The 22,242-nt window shown below is 60.8% G+C and carries 17 protein-coding genes and 1 pseudogene; 5 read left to right on the top strand and 13 right to left on the bottom strand.

Annotated features, from left to right (window positions below):
* Positions 1-20 precede the first annotated feature (20 nt).
* The 11 genes from NKI99_RS23240 to NKI99_RS23190 form a co-directional block, all read right to left on the bottom strand.
* Positions 21-215, bottom strand: coding sequence for a 4Fe-4S dicluster domain-containing protein (locus NKI99_RS23240; protein ID WP_023672218.1), 195 nt, complete (start codon positions 213-215; stop codon positions 21-23).
* Between the two features lie 32 nt (positions 216-247).
* Positions 248-1,723 carry a nitrogenase cofactor biosynthesis protein NifB gene (gene nifB, locus NKI99_RS23235; protein ID WP_352612151.1) on the bottom strand — a complete coding sequence of 492 codons (1,476 nt, stop codon included), beginning with the start codon at positions 1,721-1,723 and terminating at the stop codon, positions 248-250.
* A gap of 239 nt (positions 1,724-1,962) precedes the next feature.
* Positions 1,963-3,726, bottom strand: a complete 1,764-nt coding sequence (gene nifA, locus NKI99_RS23230) for a nif-specific transcriptional activator NifA (protein ID WP_502905558.1) — start codon at positions 3,724-3,726, stop codon at positions 1,963-1,965.
* Positions 3,727-3,905: 179 nt separating this feature from the next.
* Positions 3,906-4,205, bottom strand: coding sequence for a ferredoxin family protein (locus NKI99_RS23225; RefSeq protein ID WP_023678245.1), 300 nt, complete (start codon positions 4,203-4,205; stop codon positions 3,906-3,908).
* Between the two features lie 11 nt (positions 4,206-4,216).
* A complete protein-coding gene (locus tag NKI99_RS23220) occupies positions 4,217-5,524 on the bottom strand; it encodes an FAD-binding protein (protein ID WP_023813709.1) in 1,308 nt (435 codons plus the stop codon).
* A gap of 9 nt (positions 5,525-5,533) precedes the next feature.
* Positions 5,534-6,643 (bottom strand): electron transfer flavoprotein subunit alpha/FixB family protein, encoded by a 1,110-nt coding sequence (locus NKI99_RS23215; protein WP_352612150.1) that lies wholly within the window; start codon positions 6,641-6,643, stop codon positions 5,534-5,536.
* Positions 6,644-6,660: 17 nt separating this feature from the next.
* Entirely contained in the window at positions 6,661-7,512 is an 852-nt protein-coding gene (locus NKI99_RS23210) for an electron transfer flavoprotein subunit beta/FixA family protein (RefSeq protein ID WP_352612148.1), read from the bottom strand.
* A gap of 187 nt (positions 7,513-7,699) precedes the next feature.
* Positions 7,700-8,080: a nitrogenase stabilizing/protective protein NifW gene (gene nifW, locus NKI99_RS23205; RefSeq protein WP_023736300.1), complete on the bottom strand. Its 381-nt coding sequence runs from the start codon at positions 8,078-8,080 to the stop codon at positions 7,700-7,702.
* Complete coding sequence (nifV, locus tag NKI99_RS23200) at positions 8,077-9,285, bottom strand: homocitrate synthase (protein ID WP_352581873.1); 1,209 nt, start codon at positions 9,283-9,285, stop codon at positions 8,077-8,079. Before nifV ends, nifW begins: the two co-directional genes overlap by 4 nt.
* Before the next feature lie 25 nt (positions 9,286-9,310).
* Positions 9,311-10,477 (bottom strand): cysteine desulfurase NifS, encoded by a 1,167-nt coding sequence (gene nifS / locus NKI99_RS23195; RefSeq protein ID WP_352612146.1) that lies wholly within the window; start codon positions 10,475-10,477, stop codon positions 9,311-9,313.
* Positions 10,478-10,908: 431 nt separating this feature from the next.
* Entirely contained in the window at positions 10,909-11,229 is a 321-nt protein-coding gene (locus NKI99_RS23190; RefSeq protein WP_023766895.1) for a HesB/IscA family protein, read from the bottom strand.
* Between the two features lie 683 nt (positions 11,230-11,912).
* Here NKI99_RS23190 and NKI99_RS23185 point away from each other — a divergent pair.
* From NKI99_RS23185 to NKI99_RS33900, 5 genes and pseudogenes are all read left to right on the top strand, one after another.
* A complete protein-coding gene (locus tag NKI99_RS23185) occupies positions 11,913-12,980 on the top strand; it encodes a hemin-degrading factor (RefSeq protein ID WP_352612144.1) in 1,068 nt (355 codons plus the stop codon).
* Positions 12,981-13,832: 852 nt separating this feature from the next.
* Complete coding sequence (locus NKI99_RS23180; RefSeq protein ID WP_352612142.1) at positions 13,833-15,050, top strand: cytochrome P450; 1,218 nt, start codon at positions 13,833-13,835, stop codon at positions 15,048-15,050.
* 40 nt (positions 15,051-15,090) lie between these two features.
* On the top strand, positions 15,091-15,291 hold the full coding sequence (locus NKI99_RS23175) for a ferredoxin (RefSeq protein WP_352486899.1): 201 nt from the start codon (positions 15,091-15,093) through the stop codon (positions 15,289-15,291).
* Positions 15,292-15,622: 331 nt separating this feature from the next.
* Entirely contained in the window at positions 15,623-16,231 is a 609-nt protein-coding gene (locus NKI99_RS23170; RefSeq protein WP_352612198.1) for a nitrogen fixation protein NifQ, read from the top strand.
* 264 nt (positions 16,232-16,495) lie between these two features.
* Positions 16,496-16,684 (top strand): annotated as a pseudogene (locus tag NKI99_RS33900) (ABC transporter permease); the annotation flags it as partial.
* A gap of 310 nt (positions 16,685-16,994) precedes the next feature.
* On the opposite strand, the gene hyoA reads toward NKI99_RS33900, so the two are convergent.
* On the bottom strand, positions 16,995-20,738 hold the full coding sequence (gene hyoA / locus NKI99_RS23160) for an NACHT domain-containing antiphage protein HyoA (protein WP_352612140.1): 3,744 nt from the start codon (positions 20,736-20,738) through the stop codon (positions 16,995-16,997).
* Positions 20,735-21,907 (bottom strand): Fic family protein, encoded by a 1,173-nt coding sequence (locus tag NKI99_RS23155; protein ID WP_352441421.1) that lies wholly within the window; start codon positions 21,905-21,907, stop codon positions 20,735-20,737. The genes hyoA and NKI99_RS23155 overlap by 4 nt, the downstream gene beginning before the upstream one ends.
* Positions 21,908-22,242: the final 335 nt, after the last annotated feature.

The following is a 22,242-nucleotide window of genomic DNA, read 5'->3' as shown; positions in this document are numbered from 1 at the left end:
CATGTCGGCAGCCCATGTGGTCACGCAGGAACGCAGGTCTTCGGCACCGGGCATACCGAGGCACATTGCTGCGCATCGAAGACCCCCTCGCATTCGGTGCACTTCTGTGACTCGATCACGTAGCTCTCGCCTTTGAACTTGATCGCGCCGGAAGGACATTCGAATTCGCAGGCGCCGCATTGGGTGCATTGGGATGCGATGATCTTGAAAGCCATTTTAACTCCTGGTCCGAATGAAATGAGACAGCTCAGGCCGTCGCCGCGAGTGGCGGGGCCCCTGACGCGGCGGTGTAAATCGCGCTGATTGCCGTCTCGATATAGTCATGGGCAAAAGCATCGGTCGCTTGGATTCCAGCCTCCGCGAGCTGATCCTGCGGGCAAGTTCCAATCCTGGCGCACAGCACGATATCTATGCCTTGAAGGGCTGCGATGATGCCATCGAGGGCGGCTTCCTTGCCCAAGCCGCCGAGGCAATACTTCTCCGCCTTCCGATGCCCGACAAAGCTGATCCCCCTCGGCGAGGCTTGATAAACCTGGAATTCCTTCGCATGGCCGAAATGTTCGTTGACGCGGCCGCCGCCCTTGGTCGCCACCGCGAAGAGGACGGCTTTGCCGGGCCTGGCTGCCTTGACCAATCCGATCGCTTCACTTCTGGCCGCCAGGTGATCACGGCGCTCCTGCGCGACCAGCTCCCGATAGGCGTTACGCTTGCTGGCATCGTAGGTGACCTCGCCGGGAATCCGGTCGGCCCTGAATTCCTGGCCACGATCCTCGCCAAGCATGCCGACGGCATCTGCCCGGCACTGCCGGCAGTGGCGCATCAACTGGGCGCCGCCTTCGAGACGATCCTGAAGAGCCTTCAGCTCCATTGCGTTTGGGCCGCGCTGCCCACTCAGTCCGTAGTGCGTGCCGTGCGCCGGGTCCGAAATCAGCGGCATGAGGTTGTGCAGGAACGCGCCTCGCTCCTTGACCCATCTATTCACCTCGATCAGATGCTCATCGTTCACGCCAGGAATCATCACCGAATTGATTTTGGTGAGGATGCCGCGCGCGGTCAGCATCTCCAGGCCCAACATCTGCCGCTCGTGCAGCATCCGGGCGGCTTCGAGGCCGACGTAGCGGCGATGGTCGTAAAAGATCCAAGGATAGATCTTTGTACCGACCTCAGGGTCGACCATGTTGATGGTGATCGTCACGTGATCGACATTCATGTCGGCAAGCTCATCGACATGGTCCGGTAGCGCGAGCCCATTCGTGGAGATGCAAAACTTGATGTCTGGGATTTCCCTGGCGACCCTGGCGAAGGTCGCCTTCGTCTTCTTCCAGTCGTAACAGGCATCGCCCGGTCCGGCGATGCCGAGCACGGAAAGCTGCGGCACCTCGCTGGCGACCGCGATCACCTTGCGTAGCGCCTGGTCGGGCGTCAGCTTTTCAGAGGCCACCCCAGGCCGGCTTTCGTTGGCGCAGTCATATTTGCGATTGCAGTAGTTGCACTGGATGTTGCAGCCCGGCGCGACCGCGACGTGCATGCGCGCGAAATAGTGATGCGCCTCTTCTGAAAAGCAGGGGTGATCCTTGATCTTCTCCCAGACAGCCGGATCCGTGTCGTCGGGCTTTGTCGACGAGCCGCAGGATGACGCGCAGCCACCGGGTTTCATGGTGCCAAGCAACTGGTCACCGAATGTCGTGCTGAGGCTCTCAAGCGAAATTGCCGGTGCAGACATGAACGGCTCCGTTGCTGCGTGATGTCGCAGTTCAAAGCGCAAGAGCTATGCCAGCTCAAAGAGCTGTTTCGGTTCACGAATAGGCTTGTCGTGTCAGATTCCTTCGGATTGCTCCGACACACCTTTGTCGGGCTTACGACAGTGGACACGCAAATAGGGTCGCGAGGCTACCAGCCTTGGGCGCGCAAAGTGTGAACGAGACCACTCCGGGCTGCTTACGGTTGACGTCATCACGACGTCTAGAATTTCTTCACCACGATACCATGCCGGCGCAGGGCGTAGCCGACTTGCCGCGGCGTGAGGCCGAGGATACGAGCCGCCCTGGCCTGAACCCAACCGGCCTTGTCCATCGCGTCGATCACCCGGTCGCGTTCCGCCAGACGCGGGGGACAAGTGGGATCGTTCGGATCGCCTGCCGTAAAGGGAGATATCTTGCCTGCGGAGGCACCGATGCAACTGGCCGGCAGCCGCAATCCGACCGGCGCTGCGTTGACCCGTGCGAGATCGTCGATGGCATTGCCGCCATTCGAGCGGTCGGCTCGCTTCCAGAGGAGCCAGGAAAGGCACTGGCCCTTCTTACAGGCGAAATCGGATGGAGTGATCGTCCTTGAGCGCGCAAGTGTGGCCGTCCTTTGGACGCAGTTCTCCAGCTCGCGGACGTTACCAGGGAAGTAACATTGCGAGATCAGGTCAAGCGCCGGCGCCGCGAAGGCTAGTGCGCGATCGTTCTCCTTGTTGAACCGGTTGAGGAAGGCGTTCGCAAGGCGTGGAATATCGCCGGTTCGCTCTCTGAGCGGAGGCAGGATAATTGGCACGACATTGATGCGGTAATAAAGGTCGGCCCTGAACTCCCCTTTTATGACGGCCGTCTCGAGGTCCTTGTTGGTGGCGCATATGAGGCGCACGTCGACCTGTAGCGTTTTGGTGCCGCCGACTCGCTCCAACTCGCCTTCCTGCAAGACACGCAACAGCTTGGCTTGAAAGGCCGGCGAAATCTCGCCGATTTCATCAAGTAGCAGCGTTCCCTCATTTGCCAATTCAAAACGACCGGCGCGCTGGGAGATAGCACCCGTGAAAGCGCCCTTTTCATGCCCAAACAGTTCTGACTCCAGAACGCTTTCAGACAGTGCGGCGCAGTTCAATTTGACGAAAGACTTCTTCCTCCGACGTGAGAGCTTATGGATGGCCTGCGCAAAGAATTCCTTGCCGGTGCCGCTTTCACCCCGCAGAAGCACGGTGGAATTGGTCCCTGCTACGACCGAGACGGTTTCGAGCACCTGCTTGAGTGCGGGGCTTTCCCCGATGATCCCGTCGATTTTGGCATCCGCATGCCGGGCAGGGTCGTAGGTCCTCCCCTCGTTGGGCGATTTCTCCGGTCCCGATTGCCCATGGCCACACCGCTGACGATCTGTACTCAGGGCGCGATGGAGGCGGATGGTCCGGCCGACAAGGTTGGCGACCATCGTCAGGAAATAAATGTCCTCGTCGTCGCGAAAGTCGGTGGCGCCGTCTCCGGCGCGGTCGATCGACAATGTCCCAAGGATATCATGATCAGCCTTTAGCGGGATACCGATAAAGGCAATTGGGATGGTTCCGATGCTCGAAGACGTTTGAAGGTCAGCCTGAAATAGTTGGGACTTGCGCACGTCCGGTATGAAGAGCGGCGTCCCCGTAGCGACGATTTGATCTGTTGCGGCCTGTGGTATGACGCGGCGAGTGCCTGATTGACGTACGTGGGTATTGCCGGCAGTCGCGGCAATCTCCAGCTCTCCTTCAGCGTCCAGGACGACGATTGCTCCGTGACGCATCTGCAGAAATGAAGGCAGGACGTTCACGACATTGGCGAGCGTAATCTCCAGCTCGCTGGGGGCGGTCAGCACCTTCGATATCTCGTAGAGTCCTCTGAGCGCGATATCTGATTGGGGCATGCTTTTGATGGGCGGTTCAGGGCGGGTCTCCCGAGGTCCAACCTCGTCGACCCGATCTTGCGGTCCGTGGGTCATGGAAACACCTCAGGGGTTGTCGTCCAGAGTGCTCCTCCTTTTTTATCTGAATTCTGAAAGCACAGTATTCACGAGCTTCTCTTCGTCAAAGCGACGATCGAAGCAAAGAAAATAGACTTGGCGTTGGGCGAGACCTAAACTGTATCAAGATCAACCCTCTTAATACGTGCGTGCGTCGGTCATCCGAATTTGAAGAGGACTCCGAAACCGCCGCGTGGATAGTTCCACTCGATCTCGCCACTGGTCTCACACAAAATCCGGCAGGTGCCGCACTCCATGCAGCCGTCAGCAGTGATCTCCACTTGACCTTTGTCGTTCAACTCATAACATTTCGCCGGGCAGACGTGGGTAAGCGCGAGCAAGTTCGCGCTTGGCCTCTCGTGCGGTCGCACTTTGATATGCGGGCGGCCGGAATCCACCAAGTAGCGGTTCTGGTAAAGCTTGTCCTCGACACGTGACTTTGTCACTGCGATCGTCATTTCGTCTCCCTTCAGCGCCACGCCAATGCAAGGCGGACCGCGTCGCTGACCAGCCCCCAACGCGAGCGCGCCTTGATGAAGGCCGCCGTGGTCGCCTTTTCCTTCTCGATCTTCGGCGTGCCGTCGACACGCATGAAGTTCTGCGCGGCTTGCGACATCAACCGCGGATAAGTTGTGAAGTAATTGCAGGAATTGGTGTGGAGCAGGGCCGGCATATCTTTGTATTTCTTCAGGTCCTTGACCACGAAGGACTTGTCCAGCATGGCTTTGTAAAGAGCGAGATTTCGTTTGGTCATAGGAGCGTTGCGGCTGTTGACCTCGATGATTGCCTCAGCCGCGATGCGGCCGGAGGTCATGGCGAGGTTCGAACCCTCGCGGTGAATGGCGTTGTTCAGTTGCGCGGCATCGCCGACCACGACCCAACCGTCGCCAAACAGCTGCGGAATAGCCTTGTAGCCGCCTTCGGGAATGAGGTGTGCGGAATATTCTTTCACTTCCGAGCCGGCGATCAGCGGCCGGATCGAAGGATGGCTCTTTAAGGCATCAAGGAGAACGTAGGGGCTCTCGACCATCGCGGCAAAATCGGAGACGAGGCAGCCAATGCCCAGTGAGATCGACTCCTTGTTGGTGTAGAGGAAGCCGAGCCCGGCCATGCTGCGGGAGGTCGTGCCCACCGCCTCGATCACGCAGCCTTCATCGCCCTTGACGCCGAACCGCTGCTCAATGACCTCTTCGGGCAGGAAATGCATTTCCTTAACGGCGAGCGCCACGGTTTGTGGCTTCGGCATCTGGCGCAGGCCGGCTCGCGTGCCAAGCAGTCCGCAGACACCTTCTGCGAGAACGACCACGTTCGCGTAGATGGCTCCGCCGGCCCGATCTGTGCGGACGCCGACCACCCTGTCCTTGGCGTCACGGATGAGCTCCGTCACGGTCGTCTCGCACAGAACCGTCGCGCCGGCCTCGCGCACCTTACGCGAAAACCATTTGTCGAACTGGGCACGGATGATTGTGTATCGGTTGGGCTTGGCCTCATTGAAGTCGTCCGACCGATAGTGAATCCCGGTATGGGATGTGTCGTCCATCACCCAAAGCCGCTGTTCAACCAAATGCCGCTCGAGAGGCGCATCGTCCCTGAAATCCGGGATGATCTTCTCCAGCATGTTCGCGTACATGATGGCACCTTGGACATTCTTGGAGCCCGGATATTCACCGCGCTCCAACTGCAGCACCTTCAGGCCATGGCTGGCCATGGTGTAAGCAGCTGCGTTTCCGGACATGCCTGCCCCAACAACAATGGCGTCGAAGTTTTCCTCGATCATGTCCGTCCCTTAGCTCGCAAGCTTATCGCGACTGTGGGGCGACAGCCGCCGGGTGAAGGCTTCCGTCAGTGCGGGCAGGAAGCGGATCGCGTCGGTGACGATTCCGAGGTGAGCGAAATCGAAAATCGGCGCGTTCGGGTCGGTATTGATGGCCACGATGAGATCCGCCCCCTCGACGCCAACCCGATGCTGGACGGCGCCGGAAATCCCGGCCGCTATGTAAAGCTTCGGCCGGATGGTCTTGCCAGTTTGGCCGATCTGCCGATCAGCTGGCATCCAGCTCTTCTGGACTAACGGGCGCGAACAGCCATGCTCGCCGCCGATTGCTCGCGCGAGGTTCTTCACAAGCTGCAGGTTCTCCGCCGCGCCAAGACCAAGGCCTCCCGCAACCACGACGTCGGCATAGGCAAGGTTTGCCTTTGCCGACTGATTGTCCGGCAGGAAGCCGAGGACTTTGGTAGCGATCTCGTCCTCGGCAAGCGAGAGCTTGTGCCGGATGACACGCCCGACCGGTTTATCCGTCCGCTGCGGCATGGGCATGACTCTTGGCCGCACTGTCGCCATCTGAGGGCGGAAATTGAGCGTATAGATCGTGCACAACAAGGAACCGCCGAAAGTCGGACGCGTGGCGGCGAGCGAACTGTCGGTATCCACATCGAGTTCGGTGCAGTCGGCCGTGAGCCCTGTCTGCAAGGTCGTCGCCACGGAGCCGGCAAGATCCCTGCCGAGTGTGGTGGCACCGAGAAGAAGGATTTCGGGTTTGTGGGTATCGACCAGATCCGTCATCGCCTTGGTGAAAGGCTCGTTCCGATAGTCGGCGAGCAGGGGCGCCTCGGCGATGTAGACAAGGTCAGCACCATAGGCGAATGCTTCGGCAACGGCGTTCCCGATGGCCTCTCCCGGCGGTCCGAGCACGACGCCTGCAAGCTGGACCTCAAGCTTGTCTGCTAATTTGCGGCCTTCGCCGAGCAGTTCGAATGATACGGGGTGGACCTGGCCGCGTTCGAGCTCGATGAAGACCCAGACGTGCCGGTAGTCCTTGAAATGGGCGGGCAGCTCCTTCTTTATGCCGGAGCGGCCGGCGGCAGGGCGAGGGGTTTCTCGGTTCGCGGTCGACATCGTTTTACTCCTTGCCGTCACGCGCCGCCGTTGAAGGCGAGCTCATGTTCCAGCGCCGGCTGGCGGGTGAAGATTGCGGTGATGAGTTCGTCAGCGACATCGCGCAAGGCCTTCTCGGCGGTGTCGATTAGTGCCGCCTTTTCAGCTCGCGCAGCAGGGGCGAAAACACGCTTGACGACCGTCGGTGAGCCGCGCAGGCCGCATTTGGTGAGATCCTCAATGCCGGCGTCGGCCGCACTCCATTTCAAGACCTGGTTGCGCGCGGCGCACAAGGCGTCGTGGATCGAGCCCCGGCGGATCTCGTTTGTGCCTTCCAGCATGGTGATGAGGCAAGGCAGCCTGCTCTTCAGCATCTGTGTGCCACCTTCGGAGCGGCGCTCGACCTTGATCTCGCCTGCAGCAAGGTCAATAGAGGGGATCTTCGCGACATAGGTCAGTTGCAGGAGTCCGAGGCGCTTGGCGATGCCGGGCCCGACCTGGGCGGTGTCGCCATCGATCGTCTGCTTGCCGGTGAAGACGAGGTCTGGCGTGCCGAACGTCTCGCCGACCTTCGCGATTGCCTGGGAAAGGGCGAACGAGGTCGCCAGCGTGTCGGAGCCGGCAAAATAGCGGTCGGTCAAGAGCACCGCTCGGTCGGCGCCGTAGCCGAGCGCCTTGCGCAGCGCGTCCTCTGCCATGGGCGGACCCATGGTGAGCACAGTGACTTGCCCGCCATAGGCATCGCGCAGTCTGAGCGCTTCTTCGAGGGCGAACAGGTCGTAAGGGTTGATGATGGTCGGAACACCCTGGCGCATGATTGTGTTCGTCACCGGATGGACCCTTATCTGTGCCGAGTCCGGCACCTGCTTGATGCAGATTACGATGTGCATTGGCGGTTTCTCTAGGCTCCTGTCCGGGTGCGGGCATTGCGGTTATCTCCTTGATCCGCATAATTCGTGCCAAGTCTCTTGCGCTGCCCCCTTCCTACAACTTCGGCTGGTTGCTTCTGACGGCGCTGTGGTGATGACCGGATTTGTCGGCTGCTCGACATTGTCGCGTCGCAACCCTTGTCGCCGCTCATTCCCGTCCGAACCGCTTCAGCACCGAGTCGAACGGGACAAAGGTGTGACCCGGCGCGGCAGGTTTGTTCGGATCGTGGTCTTTGAGCACCTTGAAGACCCGATGCGTGAGCGGCGAGGAAATCGCAAAGTCCTCGTAAGCGCGTTCGAGCGTCGCGCGCACCCTCGCGGCAATCACCTGGTCGGGCAGACCGGAGAAATCTTCTTCGGCAAGGTATTGGCCCACGCGCTTCATTATATGGAGCCGCGAGACATTCAGCACCTTGGGGTCATAGGAGACGCCAAGGACTGAGAAGAACTCCTCCGCGGCCGACAGGCGCTTCAGTCGTGCGAGGATGTCTGTGACATCGATGGGGCGGCTGTCAGCGGAACAATTCATTGCATTCTCCCTGGTCGCAAAACTGTGGCCTTTGCGCGCGCGCGCACGGCTGACCTGGACCCGCACAGCTCGAAGAGGGACGCCTCGCTGCACATTTTATCGTAGAGCTCGACCAGTTGAGTTGCAGTGAGCGTCGATTTGGTCTCGGCCGCCTCGCGCCGGACGCGGGCCACCATCGCGGCTGCCAGATCCGGGTCGAGATCGCGACCGCTTTCGCTCAGCACATGGGCAATCGCAGTGGCGCCGGAATGCTTGCCGATGACGATCCGCCGGCAGCGGCCCACCAGAGCCGGATCAAGCCCCTGATAAGTACGCGAGTCCTTCAGCAGCCCTGCGACGTGAATGCCGGATTCGTGGGTGAAAACATCGGCGCCGACGACCGGCTTAGTGGCCGCGGTCTGCCGGCGGGCGGCCCAGGCCACCTCGGCGGCGAGGCCGGGCAATGCGGTCAGCTCGATGCCGGTATCTGCGCCGCCGAAGACCGCCATCGCGGCGGCCACCTCTTCCAGCGCGGCATTGCCCGCACGCTCGCCGAGCCCCAGGACGGTGACGGAGGCATGGCGCGCGCCTGCGCGGATCGCGGCTAGCGTGTTGGCGCCAGCAAGTCCGAGATCGTTGTGCGCATGAAATTCAAGGTCGATTGGAGACTGCACCACCAGCTGGGCGACAAGTTCGAAGGTTGAAAACGGGTCGAGAACACCGACTGTGTCGGCCAGCCTCACGCGGCTTGCGCCGGCGCGTGCGGCCGTCTCGATGACGCGGGCGAGATGATCCCGATTGGCCCGCGAGGCATCCTCGCACCCCACCGCGACGAAGAAGCCGGCGGCGGCGGCGCGCCTGACCATATCATCGATGACCTGGAGCGCTCCCGCCTTGTCGAGGCCGAGCTTGGCGGCAAGTTGGATGTCCGACGCAGGCAGCGACAAATTGACCGCTTGGACGCCGCTCTCGATCGCTGCATCGAGATCCAACGACGTCATCCGGCACCAGGCCATGAGCCGAACCGGAAGACGCCGCGCGACCACGGCGCGAATTGTTTCGATCTCGTCGACGCCCATGACCGGCGTGCCGATCTCGATCTCTGTCACGCCGGCCGCCGCAAGAGACTCAGCGATCTCCAGCTTTTCCGTCGTGGTAAAGGCGACGCCCGGCGCCTGCTCGCCATCGCGCAAGGTCGTATCATTGAGAGAGACATGACGGGTCATGACCGGCAGCCTGTTCTTCTGCCGCTCACGCATAGACCGGATTACCCGGCCCAGAACCGAAAAAGCTGCGCAGCTTCCCCACAATTCCCGGCATGGCCTCGAGCACCCGGTCGATATCCTCTTCGCTGTTGTCCCGCGCCAAGGAGAAGCGGACTGCCGCGTGCGGCGTTTTCATCGCGCTTAGGACATGGCTTGGCTCCAGAGAGCCGGAGGTGCAGGCCGAGCCAGAGGAACACGCGATGCCAATGCGGCTGAGGAGAAGTGGAATTCCATCACTGTCGACATGTTCGAAGGAGATGTTTGCGGTGTTGGGCAACCGTTGCAGGGGATCACCAGTGACACAGGTGCTTGGGATGCGCTGGAGGATCCCGCCCTCCAGGCGATCGCGGAGCGACTTTACCCGTGTGGTCTCGTCGTCCATGAATTTCAAGGCGAGTTCGGCCGCCGTGCCGAGCCCGGCTATGCCGGGCGTATTCTCGGTGCCAGCACGCCGGTTGTGTTCTTGGTGACCCCCCTTGATCAGCGAATGGAAATTGACGCCACGTTTTACGAAAAGCGCACCGATCCCTTTCGGCCCGTGCAGCTTGTGGCCGGAGAGCGACAGCATGTCGATTGCGGTCGACTTCAGGTCCATCGGAAGCTTGCCGACCGCCTGCACAGCATCGGTATGGAATAGGGCGCCCACTTCCTTGGCCAACTCGGCAAGCCTGGCCACGGGGAAGATCACACCAGTCTCGTTGTTCGCCCACATTATTGATACGATTGCCACCTGTGGTGTGAGGGCGGCCATATAGGCGTCGAGGTCGAGCCGGCCACGGCAATCCACCGGGATCCTATGCACCTTGACGCGGCGGGTCTTCTCAAGATGCGCGCAGAGCGTCAGCACGGCGGGATGCTCGACCGCGGACGTAACGATCTCGGTTCGGTTGGGCGCAGCCTCGAGCGCTGAAAGAAGCGCTGCATTGTCGCTTTCTGTCCCACCCGAGGTGAAGGTGATCTCATCGTCGAACTCCGCGCCGATCAGCGCTTGCAACTGCCTCCGCGCCTTTGTCACCGCCGCACTGACTGAGGCGCCAAGAGCGTGCGCCGACGAAGGGTTGGCGAATTGATCCCTAAAGAACGGCAACATCGCTTGCAGGACCGCAGGATCGACCCGTGTGGTTGCGTTGTTGTCGAGGTAGACAGGCTTCATAGGTGCGATCCTCAGTTGACCAGAATGACGCGGCGCGGACCGACTCGTTGAGCCTCTGGCGCATGCCGTTGATGATAATGGGCCTGAACTGGCAGCCCGCGCAGACGCCCGGAGTGTTTGACGCAGACCGGATCTCCGTCGAGATGGACATGTTCGCAGTGGCCGCCGTCAGCCGTAAGGACGCCCGAACGCGATAACGTTATCGATGAGCCGAATTTGGCACAGCAGCGCGATCTGTCCGCAAGCAGCTCGGGTGACACCAGGACCCGAGCTGTTTCGGGAGGCGGCGTTCTTTGCACCTTACCGGAAGCGAATGGCGGTCCCGAGATCCGTTTTCCTTGGTCTTTAGGACGGGGACATCTGTCGTGCCGGCCATATAAGTCTCCTCTGCCGCAAAATGAGTCCGACGGCCGCATAGGCGCTTCGGGCGTTTAACTGAAGGACTTGCCGCAGCCGCACTTCTCGCGCGCATTGGGGTTATCGAAGACAAAGCCGGAAGATTCGAGCCCGGTGAGGAAGTCAACGGTCATGCCGGCGACATGTGGTTGGGAACCCGCGTCCACGAACAGCTTGATCCCATTTGTGCCAGTGATCGCGTCGCCCTCGCGCGACACGCTCTCCAGGCCCATTAAGTATTTGAAGCCGGCGCAGCCGCCGGCCTCGACCATGATGCGAAAACCTTCCGCCGGCTCGCTGGCGCGGGAAAGAGCAGTCTTGAAGGCGGCAACAGCGTTGTCGGTGAGCGTAATCATGGCTCCATTCTCCTCAGTCCGGGACCTGCTTGCGCATCACGTCGCATGCACCGTGCCAAAGCGAAAAAAACGTTTCAACACAGCGCGGCATCTCTGACACTGCCGTGCTTCTTGTGAGTGCATTGCTGCGAAGCTGTCGGCCAACCGACACGTACTGTCGGGTTTGTCGGGTCTGCCACGAGGGATGTTGGGCCTGAGTTCTTGGTTGAACTCACATCACCAAATACAGAACTTCTTCTGAGCTTGCTTCGGCGCAATTGGCACGGTTTTTGAGGCTCCGTTTGGCGAGGCGGCAAGAGCATGCCGATCCGCAATCATGCCGTGGGTGCCCTCGCGATGGATGGGGCGAAGCAAGGGAGCAACATGTCAGGACCGGGTCAGATACGCCTTGCTTGGCAAAGCAGCGCCGCCCGTGGCATCCGAATGCCCGCGTGGCCGATTGCGACAACACCCACACTCGCTCACCACCGCCCAGTAGCCGCCGACCGGCTCAACGGGATGCCATCGGCATGTGCCTGCTCGCCGGTTTTCGCGCGGGTGCGACGCCGTGTGCACGCTGTCCAGCGACACTTTGTTCATGGGCCAGCAGCAGATCAGGGGCGAGCATTACGGCCGCCCTATCGGCTGAAGATTCCCCGGCAGGGCAGCTGATCCTTACACGTAGGTAGAACCAGGGGTAAGACATGGACCAGCGCGAGAAACCGTCGCCGGACGAAATCCGGTGGGCGTGCGAAGACAATCCGAAAATCCGGGAGCATGATCTCGCCGCTCGATTGGGCATTTCGGAAGCCGAATTGGTCGCGGCGCATTGTGGTCACGGCGCGGTGCGCATCGAGCCGCGCGTCGATGATCTGCTGACCGGCCTCGAAGCGGTCGGCGAGGTGATGGCGGTCACCCGCAACCAAAGTGCCGTGCACCAAAAGATCGGCGTCTACGACAAAGTGGTCACCGGCAACCCGCATGCCATGGTGCTCGGCGACGAGATCGACCTGCGCATCTTCCCGAAAGCGTGGGCGTATGGCTTCGCCGTCGAGAAGCGCGAGGGAGCCGAGATCCGCCGCAGCCTGCAATTCTTTGATGCCACCGGCGAGGCGATGCACAAAGTACATCTCAGGCCCGCCTCGAACCTGCACGCCTATCAGAATCTGGCGGCAGAGCTTGTATCCTCCGACCAGGAGCCGATCATATCGGTCGAGGCGAGCGGGGCGCTCGATAATGCAGTGAGTCCAGACCAAGCCGCCACGGTCGACGACCTACGCGAGCACTGGAGCCGGCTGAGCGACGTGCATCAGTTCTACCATATGTTGAGGACCCTGAAGCTCAGCCGCTGCCAGGCGATGCGTATGGCCGACGAGGATTACGCCTGGCTGCTCGACAATGATGCCGTTGGCGCCCTGTTCCAACAGGCGGCCGAAGACGAGATGCCGATCATGTGCTTTGTCGGCAATCGTGGTTGCATCCAGATCCATTCCGGCCCGATCAAGTCGGTCAAGCAGATCGGGCCGCGGATCAATGTGCTCGACGAGAACTTCCATCTCCATCTTAGGACTCATCACATCCGCGAGGTCTGGGCCGTGCGCAAGCCGACGAGGGACGGTCACGTCACGTCCGTTGAAGCCTATGGCGCCGACGGCAAGATGATCGTCCAGTTCTTCGGCACGCGCAAGGAAGGCGAACGCGAGCGCAGCGACTGGCGGTTTCTGGCCGAGAGTCTGCCACGCGTTCCCGGTCCGACCGACCGGGATGTGTAGAGTGCCGACAGGCCCTCGGATTGACCGGCCGCCATAGGACTCGGCACCACGTTCCGACAGCGGCTCGCGAGGAAATATAGGTCCATGTGCCATAGAGCTTGCCGTGTTAGCGCATACGCACGGTCAGGTGTGCACGCCGGAATTGACCGCATCGATACAGTCAGGCTCGTCGCCGGCCGGATCGCTGCGCACGAGTGCATCGCTCGTCTGACCGGAAATCCTTGCAGCGGCTACAACAACGCATATGCCATCAGCGCCGAACCGAAGCGGAAGCGCGGCCGGGTCTTGTCGGACCGCACCCGAACCTTGCGCTGGATCGCGTCGTTGCTCAATCCGGGCCGTGCGAGCGATCTCCTCGCTAGTCGACCGGAAGGCTGTGCAGCAGCAGCCAAGCCGAACAGCCCGATGTCGCGGACTCGACAAAACCGACCACGGATGTCGGTTGTCGGACGTTGTCCTAAGAATGATGGACAGGTGATCATCAGCGGCGGGCCTAGTGCAGGCTGGCATTGCTTGGTACAGCGCCATGGGTACGCCTATCCGGCACGCGACTTGCTTCGACAATTTGATCAGCAGGGCATCAGCAGTGCGTCACGGAGCTCAGAGGTGATTGACCAGCCTCACAACCCTAACGGGGATAAGCGGCGGCTTTGCTTCATGACCGCAGCGCGGCGGAGATGCCCCTTCTGATCGACTTCGCAACCGATCTCATCCGCGCTGGTGCAGGTGGGCTGTATCAGGCGACAGAATCTAGAAGGCGCCCGACAAGAGACGTGCCCATGCTGGAAATCGACTTTATGAACAGCAGTGCAATCTCAATCGAGCCATGAACGCCAATGTAGAGAAAACAAAATGGCGACCAACCCCGTTCCAGATCATGTCCCGCCCGAAATGGTGAGGGACTTCAGCCTGTTTACATCGCCAGGGATGCCACCAACACCCAACGGGGATCCACACGCAGCTGTCGCTCGCGTACATGACGGGCCTCCGATCTTTTACTCCCGCTACAACACGCAAGATGGCCGGGGTACCTGGGTCATCACCCGTGCCGCGGACCAGCGGAAGGTGCTGCAGGACGCAGAGACTTTTTCCAGCCATCGCAGCATCTTCTCCTCCATACTGGGTGAAAACTGGCCCACGATCCCGCTTGAGCTCGATCCACCGGCCCATGGCGTCTTTCGCTCACTGCTCAATCCGCTGCTTTCGCCAAAGCGGGTGTTGGCTTTGGAACCGGCTGTCCGCGAACGGGCGGTCGAGCTGATCGAAAGGATCGCCGCGTCGGGCACAAGCTGCGACGTGATGAAGGATTTTGCATTTCCTTTCGCGGTGAGCACCTTTCTTCGCTTTCTGGGGTTGCCTGATGACCGACTCGATACATTCGTCGGCTGGGGGAAAGATCTGCTCCACGGCGACGATAAGGAACGACCTGTGGCTGCCCGGACGATCGTGGCATTCATCGACGAACTTGCAGCCATGCGCCGCGATGAGGCGGTTGACGATTTCATGACCTTTATCGTGCAGGCACAGGTCGAGGGCCGCCGGCTGACGGACACCCAAGTCCGCGGCATCGGCGTGCTTGTCTTCGTCGCTGGGCTCGACACGGTCGCAGCAGCTATAGGCTTTGACTTGGCCTACCTCGCGCGCAACCTCAAAGATCAGCAATTGCTGCGGAGCGAACCGGACCGCATCCCGCTCGCAACCGAAGAATTGCTGCGGGCCTATCCGCCCATTCAGTTGATCCGCGTGGCCACGAAGGATATCGACTTCGAAGGCGCGCCGATCCGGAAGGGGGACTATGTTTCCTGCGCCACCATGATTGCCAATCGTGACCCGGCGGAATTCGAATGCCCCAACACGATCGATTTGGAGCGGGAGGACAACCGCCACGCCGCCTTTGGTTATGGTCCCCACCGTTGCCTTGGCTCACACCTTGCCCGGCGGGAGATTGTCATTGGCCTGGAGGAGTGGCTGGCGCGCATCCCGGCTTTCAGGATCAAGCAGGGTACGGCACCGATAACCTCTGGCGGCCATGTGTTCGGGATCGAGAATTTGATCCTAGACTGGTCCTAGGCCCGCCCCGAGCCGGGGCACCGACAATGGAGGCAGCGCCATGCGCATCATCGTCCAAAATGCCAAATGCCAGGGTCACGCGCGATGCGCGGCGCAAGCGCCGGACATCTTCAAGCTTGATGACGAGGGTTACATCCTGCCTGGTGACATTGAAGTTGCGCAAGGGGAGGAGCTGCCTGCATCGCGAGGCGCGCGATCCTGTCCTGAACGTGCGCTGGAACTCACCCGCTGCGCGTTTTGAATCGGACTCATTCAACCGTGAGTCTGGCGGCTTGAACCATGTGGCCGCACTCAGCACGCGACCTCTGTCCCGCACGGTTCACGTCCAACTCTGCGGGGGCATTCCGGCGCCTGTGTTCCCCGTGAGGCGCAAACGGCAGGGCCGGGGTTCGCGAAACGCCTCCTTCCAATCACAGAATTTGCGACAGAGCCGAGTGGACCAGACGAAAATTTCCGAACTACTCGACCGCGAGGCGATCCGCGACTGCGTACACCCGAAGAACTGCCCGACCCATGTTGCGGCAGGCCGGGTCGCTGCATGAATTGATAGGGACAAACCAGGAGAACGCACCATATTTGCTCAACATTATGCCCGGCTCAGCACCGGCCAATCGCCGCAGATCGAGCTGGACCAGCATGTGCTTGCCTGTGTGCTTTCACGTGCGCTCGAGGAGATCGAGGCCGGCGAGGCGACTGTGACGGAGGCAACCGGACTTTCGCGCGCCGAGCTGCGCGATGTCCTGTCCCGCTGTTTTCCTGCTATTCCTATCAACGCGTTTGCCTTGAAAGAGGTGAGCGAGCCCGAGCCGGATCTGGAGGAAGAACTGCTGCATGGACTGCTGTTGGCGCATGCCCGTCCTGGCGACCCGACGAGCGCCCGCTTCGCCAGGATCATCGCCCGGCGTGCCATGCGCAATGACCACCTCTGGCAGGAGCTTGGCCTTTTTAATCGGACCGAGCTCGGCCGCCTGCTCGCCTCGCATTTTCCGACGCTGGCGGCCGGCAACACCCAAAACATGAAATGGAAGAAATACTTCTACCGCAAGCTCTGCGAGGCCGAAGGTTTTTCGCTGTGCAGCGCGCCCAGTTGCCGGGAATGCAATGATTTCGAAAGCTGCTTCGGCCCGGAGGAAGGCGAAAGCCGGCTCACACGGATCAAGAACGGCATCGCCTCGGATTGAGAACCGCTTTCGTCTGTCGTACAGCCGCAGCGCTCGCGCCGCGCCATATGTCTCTTACGAACGTCGACTGACGCCTTCGGGGATTGAATGCTGTGCCTGCTGTCCGATTAGTCGCCATGCTCACTTCGGCGGGCGCCGTCATGATGGCGGTGCGGGATGCGACCCGCACTATCGCCGCCGACCAACTGGTGTTCTCCGGGCCGTTGCTGCTCGCCTGCCTGGCGGTTGCGGCGCCTGGGCGGCCGCGGTTCACCGCCGTCATTGTTCGCGCTGGTGCACAGTTTCGCCTCGATCAGCCATTGGGGCGGCCAGATTGTCTCCGGCGTCGCCATCAATTTCGTTGCTGCCGGTTCCGCCATCATTCTCGGCCAGGTTCCGGCGGCGCGCGCGCTGGGGTTCCTGGAAGCTTTTCGAACTTTCTGCCTTGCGCCTCCAGCTGAATTTCGCGCGCTCATGAAGGAAGTTGACGGCCCTGGACATACAGTGATGCAAGCATGATCGAACCGCTTATTCGGGGGGTCGAGTCGGGAGAGGGCTACCGCCAATACAGCGCTGTTGTAGAGATCGTCTGCTAACGGACCATTCGCGGTGAGTTTATGCGGTTTAGATCTGGTTTTGCTTCAACCGAGTCCCGGCGCTGGTATCTAGGGACTCAGACGGCCGCACCGGCAGAATCGCGTATGTTCGCGCACCCTCTTCGACCTTTCTGAGTTGCACCCAAGCCCGGTAGCGCGGGTCAATACTAGCCCCGAATATTTTACGTTTAATTGGCTGCTTTGCGCCTCATCTGCCCACTCAGGATCAGCGCGTCGGTGAGCGACCACTCCCGGTCACTATCCTCCACCGCTCGGGCATAAGCCCGGCGGCGCATATGTACGCGGTAACTCGGCTCGGGATGATCCTCGGCAAGGGTCAAAATCTCCCGATAGGTTGCTTCGCCTGGGATCGCCGAAAGGAGATTGAACAAACTGTTACGGGCATCTTGGGCATCATCGCGCGTCGTGGGCGAATAGACGCGGCCGTTCGCACGATCGAGGTCTTCCCTCGATCGGATATGTTGGTGCATCAGCACATAGAGCGCTTTGAGAAATTGCGGACTTTTCCAGGCGCTAGTCGACAAGCCCGACTGATAACTGCCGCCTACGAGAGAGACGACGAACTCCTCGGCAAAGCGTGCGTCGTCGGGCGACGAGAGCGAGTGGAGATGAGCGTCGAGGACCGGGATCGCTGCGTCGGGAGCGCAATCCACCCACATGGCGAGCCAACTGGCAAACTGGTTCGCGGGAGTAGTCGCGTCCTCAACACGACGACGGGCGAGGGCGGCGAGAGAGGCGGTCGAAAGTCCACCGCTGATCATGATCGTGCATCCATGGCGCAGGCAATCGCCATTCGCGGCACCATGCTCGGACAGCCAATCATGGATCGACGGTGCCAAGGCCGCGTGTAGCCAAGGCGCGTGGTAGACCAGGTCGTGGAGCATGTAATGCATCGGCTTGGCACCGCTATTGGCCAGTTCCCAGCGCGTCTCGCCCCAAATCAGATCGAAACCGGCTTCAGGATGGGCACGGTAGAGCGGTTCAAGCCAGTGCGGAAAACCATTCAACTCGGAGAAGACGTAATGCAGGGCATGCAACGCATCGTCGTTGCCGAGCTGGGTCAGGCCCCTCCCATCATCGCCGGACTCGATCTCGAGCCCTGCCATTGCGAAGATCAACGCATAGGGAATGGAGTTGCTACCGCCATTTTCTGAGCGCAGGGTTGGGCGATAGGCGCGCCAATGTAGCTGAGCACCATCGCGAAAAGCCACGGCGACCGCCTCGCCGAATTCGGGAATGAGCATCTGCCATTTGCTACCAGCGCCGCGGCTGATTCGCATCCCATCGCCCTCAACACTCTGCAGCAGATGAGCTTGGTCCCAACTCATCTGTCCGGGTTCTAGGCCAGCCGGCTCGCGCACGAGGTCGGGATTTGCCTTGAGTCGTGCGACGAGCGCCGCCCGGCCGGCCGCCTCATTCTCGTCGCGCCTGCGGCGACGTTGTGCCCATTTGCGCTCATTGGCGCGCCACCGCCTCCGCTCTGGCGACGCCATCGGGCGCATTAAGGTCTTGAGTTTGGATTCCAGAATAGGATCGCCGCCAACCGACCGCCACAGAAGCCGGCGCCAACTACGAGGACGCCGGTTCTGCGCATAGGTACGAAACGTCCGGGACAATGCCAGCGAACGATCATCAGCTAAGTCTCGCGTTCTGGTCCAACCAAGCGTGCGCGAGAAGCTTGGTTCGTCAAATGCCCAGAAGTGACCCATCCAACTGACGGTCCAGTCGTCGTCCACCGGCTTGTCAGTGTCCTCACGTGCTTCGCGTACCATCGCGACCGTGTGCCAGAACAGTGCATCATTCAGTGCCGTCCACCGCGGGACTAACTTGTTAAGCTTGGTCCGATGCTCGTGTTCTTCGCTGGCGCCCCAATGTCGCAGGGCAGGCGCCTGGCTCAGTACCGCCAGCGGGGCGGGGTCGAAGCAGGCTTGCGAGCGGCTGACGATTAGGCGTTCGACGGCATGCATTGCCGGCGCCATCAGCCAGCGGAAGGCTTCCGAGATCTTGCATTCGCGTCGTTGGATATGCGGTTCGCGCGCGAGGAAATCGGCCAATCCCTCGATGAGTCGAACTAATGGCCGCTCCGGGGCAGTGTCGCTGGTTAGCGGTAGCCGATCGATCAGACTGCGAATAGCCTGACTAAGGCCTGTGGTCTCGAATCGTTCGTGCGACTCGACCGTTTCTAGTGACGCGAGCAAAAGGTCGACCGAAGCGAGATCTGGTGGCGCCCCATCGACAAGTTCGCCCAAAAGCCGGCGCGGCAGCACTACACCGGATGCATTCAGCGCAGACCATAACTCCCTGCCAGCGTCAGCACCGCCGATCGTCGAGACCGCACGGGTCGAAACAATACGCGCGTAGATGCCACGGTCAGGATCACGCGCGACTGGGGACAGTCGTTCGGCGGCGACCGCCATAGCACCCTGCCACACCAACCGGCCGAGGAAGAAGATGACGTCATCATTGTCACCATAGGCGCCGAGCAACGCCAACGTCTCATCGGTAAGGTCGGGTTGTGCGATCCTGGCAATCGCGCTGTTGTCGCCACCGCGTGAGTCTCCAGTGGCTATGCGCTCGACAAGATCGCGCAAGATGCGCTTCCGAACCTCGATCGGCAGGCGGGCTGGATCGCCGCCTTCGGTGATGATCTCCGGTTGCAAAGCGAGAGCCCGATCTCGTACGCGCTCATCGAAGAGGATGAGCCATGGTAGCAGCGGACGCGTGCGCGGCACGACCACGGCTTCCCCGTAGACTTCGCGGAATAGCAAAGCCTCAATCTTGGCGCGAAGCTCGGGGTTCGCCAGCGCGCCGGCCAACTCCTGCGCCGCCAGCAGTTCGCGGCTCTCGCGATGGCGGAAGCGCACCATTTTGTAAATCGCGTCGGTGAACACTCCCCGGCCGAGCAGCTCAAGGATCTCGGCGATCGTCCAGTCATGCAGAACTGCGACGGCATCGATCCCCCCGCCAGAGGCCCCGGGCATCTGAATGTTGGCCTCGCCGGTGAGTGTCGTTGCAATCGCGATGCGGCGGGCGCCTTCCACCGCCTTTTCTAACGATAGTGTGACGAGCCTGCCGGCTGAAGGCGCAAGTCTGCGCCGGAGACCGCGTTCGAGTACCGCCAGGCGACTGTCAAGCGAGCCGGTCTCCCCCCAGACGGCGAGGATGTCTTCCAGATCGAACGGAAGCTGGGCGATGACGAATAGATCGGTGCGTTCGAGCGCCTCGATCAACGCGTCGGCATCGCTCACTCCCCGATGGCCGGCAAAGATGCGGATATCGTCGGGGTCAAGTGGAGCAAGTCGAAAGAGTTCAAGGCCCGGCTTGGCATCGTTCTTGGCCGCTGACACCTCGGGCTCGGCCTCATCGCCGGTCGCCTCGCGTACGGGCGGCTCATAGGGCAGCAGTTCTTCTATCAACGCACCGTCGATCCTAGATCGCCAAGCGTATGGCCGGCTCGAAATATAGACATGCGCGCGCTGCCGTGCATCGTGGATACGGCTGGCAAAGGCGCGAATGGCCGTCTCGAACGCGCGCGGCGCCTCGAGCCTGACCTCGTCCACGGAATCGAGGAAGAACCAAGCTTCGCCGGTTCCCGCTAGCCACGCCTCGAAAGCCTCCGGCTTGCCGACCTCGAACGCGGCCCCAAACGCCTCGTCGATATCCTCGATCCTGATGAAGAAGGCATTGCGGCCACGTGCCGCAAGACGCTCCGCCTCCGCCTTAAGCTCAAACGTCTTGCCCGCGCCGGCATCGGCAAGGATCACGCATCGATAAGCGTCGCGAAGCGATCCCCATTCAAGGCGCTTACCCCGATCGAGGATCGTCCAGATGTTTTCAAGATCGACATCTGCGTCCTGATAATGGCGGGAGATCGGCGTGAACCGTCGGATAAGGGGGACGGCGCCGATCACGGCCCTGACCCTGCATCGAGCGGATAAAGCCTCGGAAACCAGCGCTCGGCTATATTGGCCGGAAAACCCAACCGAAGCGGTGCCCGACTGCTCGACGATGTCAGCATGCCCCGATCGATCAGCGCCGAACTGATGATCCGCGCCGCGCGTTCCTCGTAGCCTGTGAGAGACGGCACCCGGCCGCGCTCGACCTCGCCATTGAGCGCTGCCTCTCGGAGTACCACGAAACTACCTCGTGGCAGCCGCTTGGCACGGACTTCTTCCTCGATATGCAGTTCCATCCGGCGCAGTAACACGTCGGGCTCAAGCAACTCGCTCATGAAGGCGATCTGATCGAGCGCGCGTTCAAGAAAGAATCGTGAGAAGGCGACCAAACCGCGCTGTGTCAAGTTCCCGCGCCCGTCGCGGTCGCCTTCCCGAGGACCATCGGCCGCCATCAGCAACTGTTTGTAACGGGTCTCTTCACGCGCAAGGCCGCGCGCGACCGACCAAAGACTTGTGCCAATGCCAAGCCTTTTCAGGAGCGCGTGTGACATCAGTCGCGCAACACGCCCATTGCCGTCGAGAAAGGGATGGATCCAAAGGAAGCGATGATGGACAGCGCCAACAGACTGGACCTGACGTAGGCGCGATAGAGTTGGGGCCGTATAAGCCTGATCGAACCGGGCGAGGAATCGTGGCAGGTCACCGTGAAGCGGAGGTTCGTGACGCCCAACACGGACATCGCGGGTTCTTAACTGGCCAGGCACCACTCGGAGCCGTTCGCCCGTGTCAGGATTCTCGACCCAAAGGAACTCTTCTGGCAGCCGCTCACAAAATCGCTCATGCAGCCAGCGAGCGTAGGTTGCAGTCGCCGGCCAGATCTCCGGATCCTTTTGCTCATCGATCAACTGCTGCACGTAGATATGCGCAACAGCCTCCTGCTGGAGTTCGCGCTGCTTGGGTTCACTCGAAAAGTCATTTGCTAGCGCACGGTCGATGTCGCGCGGATGAGTATCGTGGCCCTCGATCAGGTTGGAATAGTAGCAATTCATCGAGCGCACGAGCGCACCAACAGTCTCCCGCACGATCGGGTGCATGCGGCCGGCAAGGCGGCCGGCATCCAACAGCAACTGCGCTGTCGTGTCCTCAAGATCGCGCACACCCTCTTCGGGTAGCATCGGTTCCATCGCGCTAGTGCCCATGCCGGAAATTATGCCGCATTTCATGCCGCTTGTATATGCCGGATTTCATGGGAAAAGATGCGAATCATACCGCTATCTATGCCGGTTATATTTCCGGTTAGCTCCGTGGACCACCGCATGGGCTGAGAGGAGTTTCGCAAATCGCCCTTTTCAGCGCACCAACACGCGCATCCCGCGTCCTCCTATGCGAGCGAGATCCCGTAAACCTCGCGTTTCAGAGGCAACTAAGGCTGGCAGCAGCGACTTTCTCAAGCCAAACTTTCTGAAGCTTTCAAGCTAACTGACGAATGAAGAACGCATGCTTCAAAGTAGCGGAGCTT

Origin of the sequence: Mesorhizobium sp. M0239, from assembly GCF_040321815.1 — a bacterium.
Lineage (GTDB): Bacteria > Pseudomonadota > Alphaproteobacteria > Rhizobiales > Rhizobiaceae > Mesorhizobium.
Note: the sequence above shows the minus strand (reverse complement) of the source record. Positions and strands in the feature narration are given on the sequence as shown.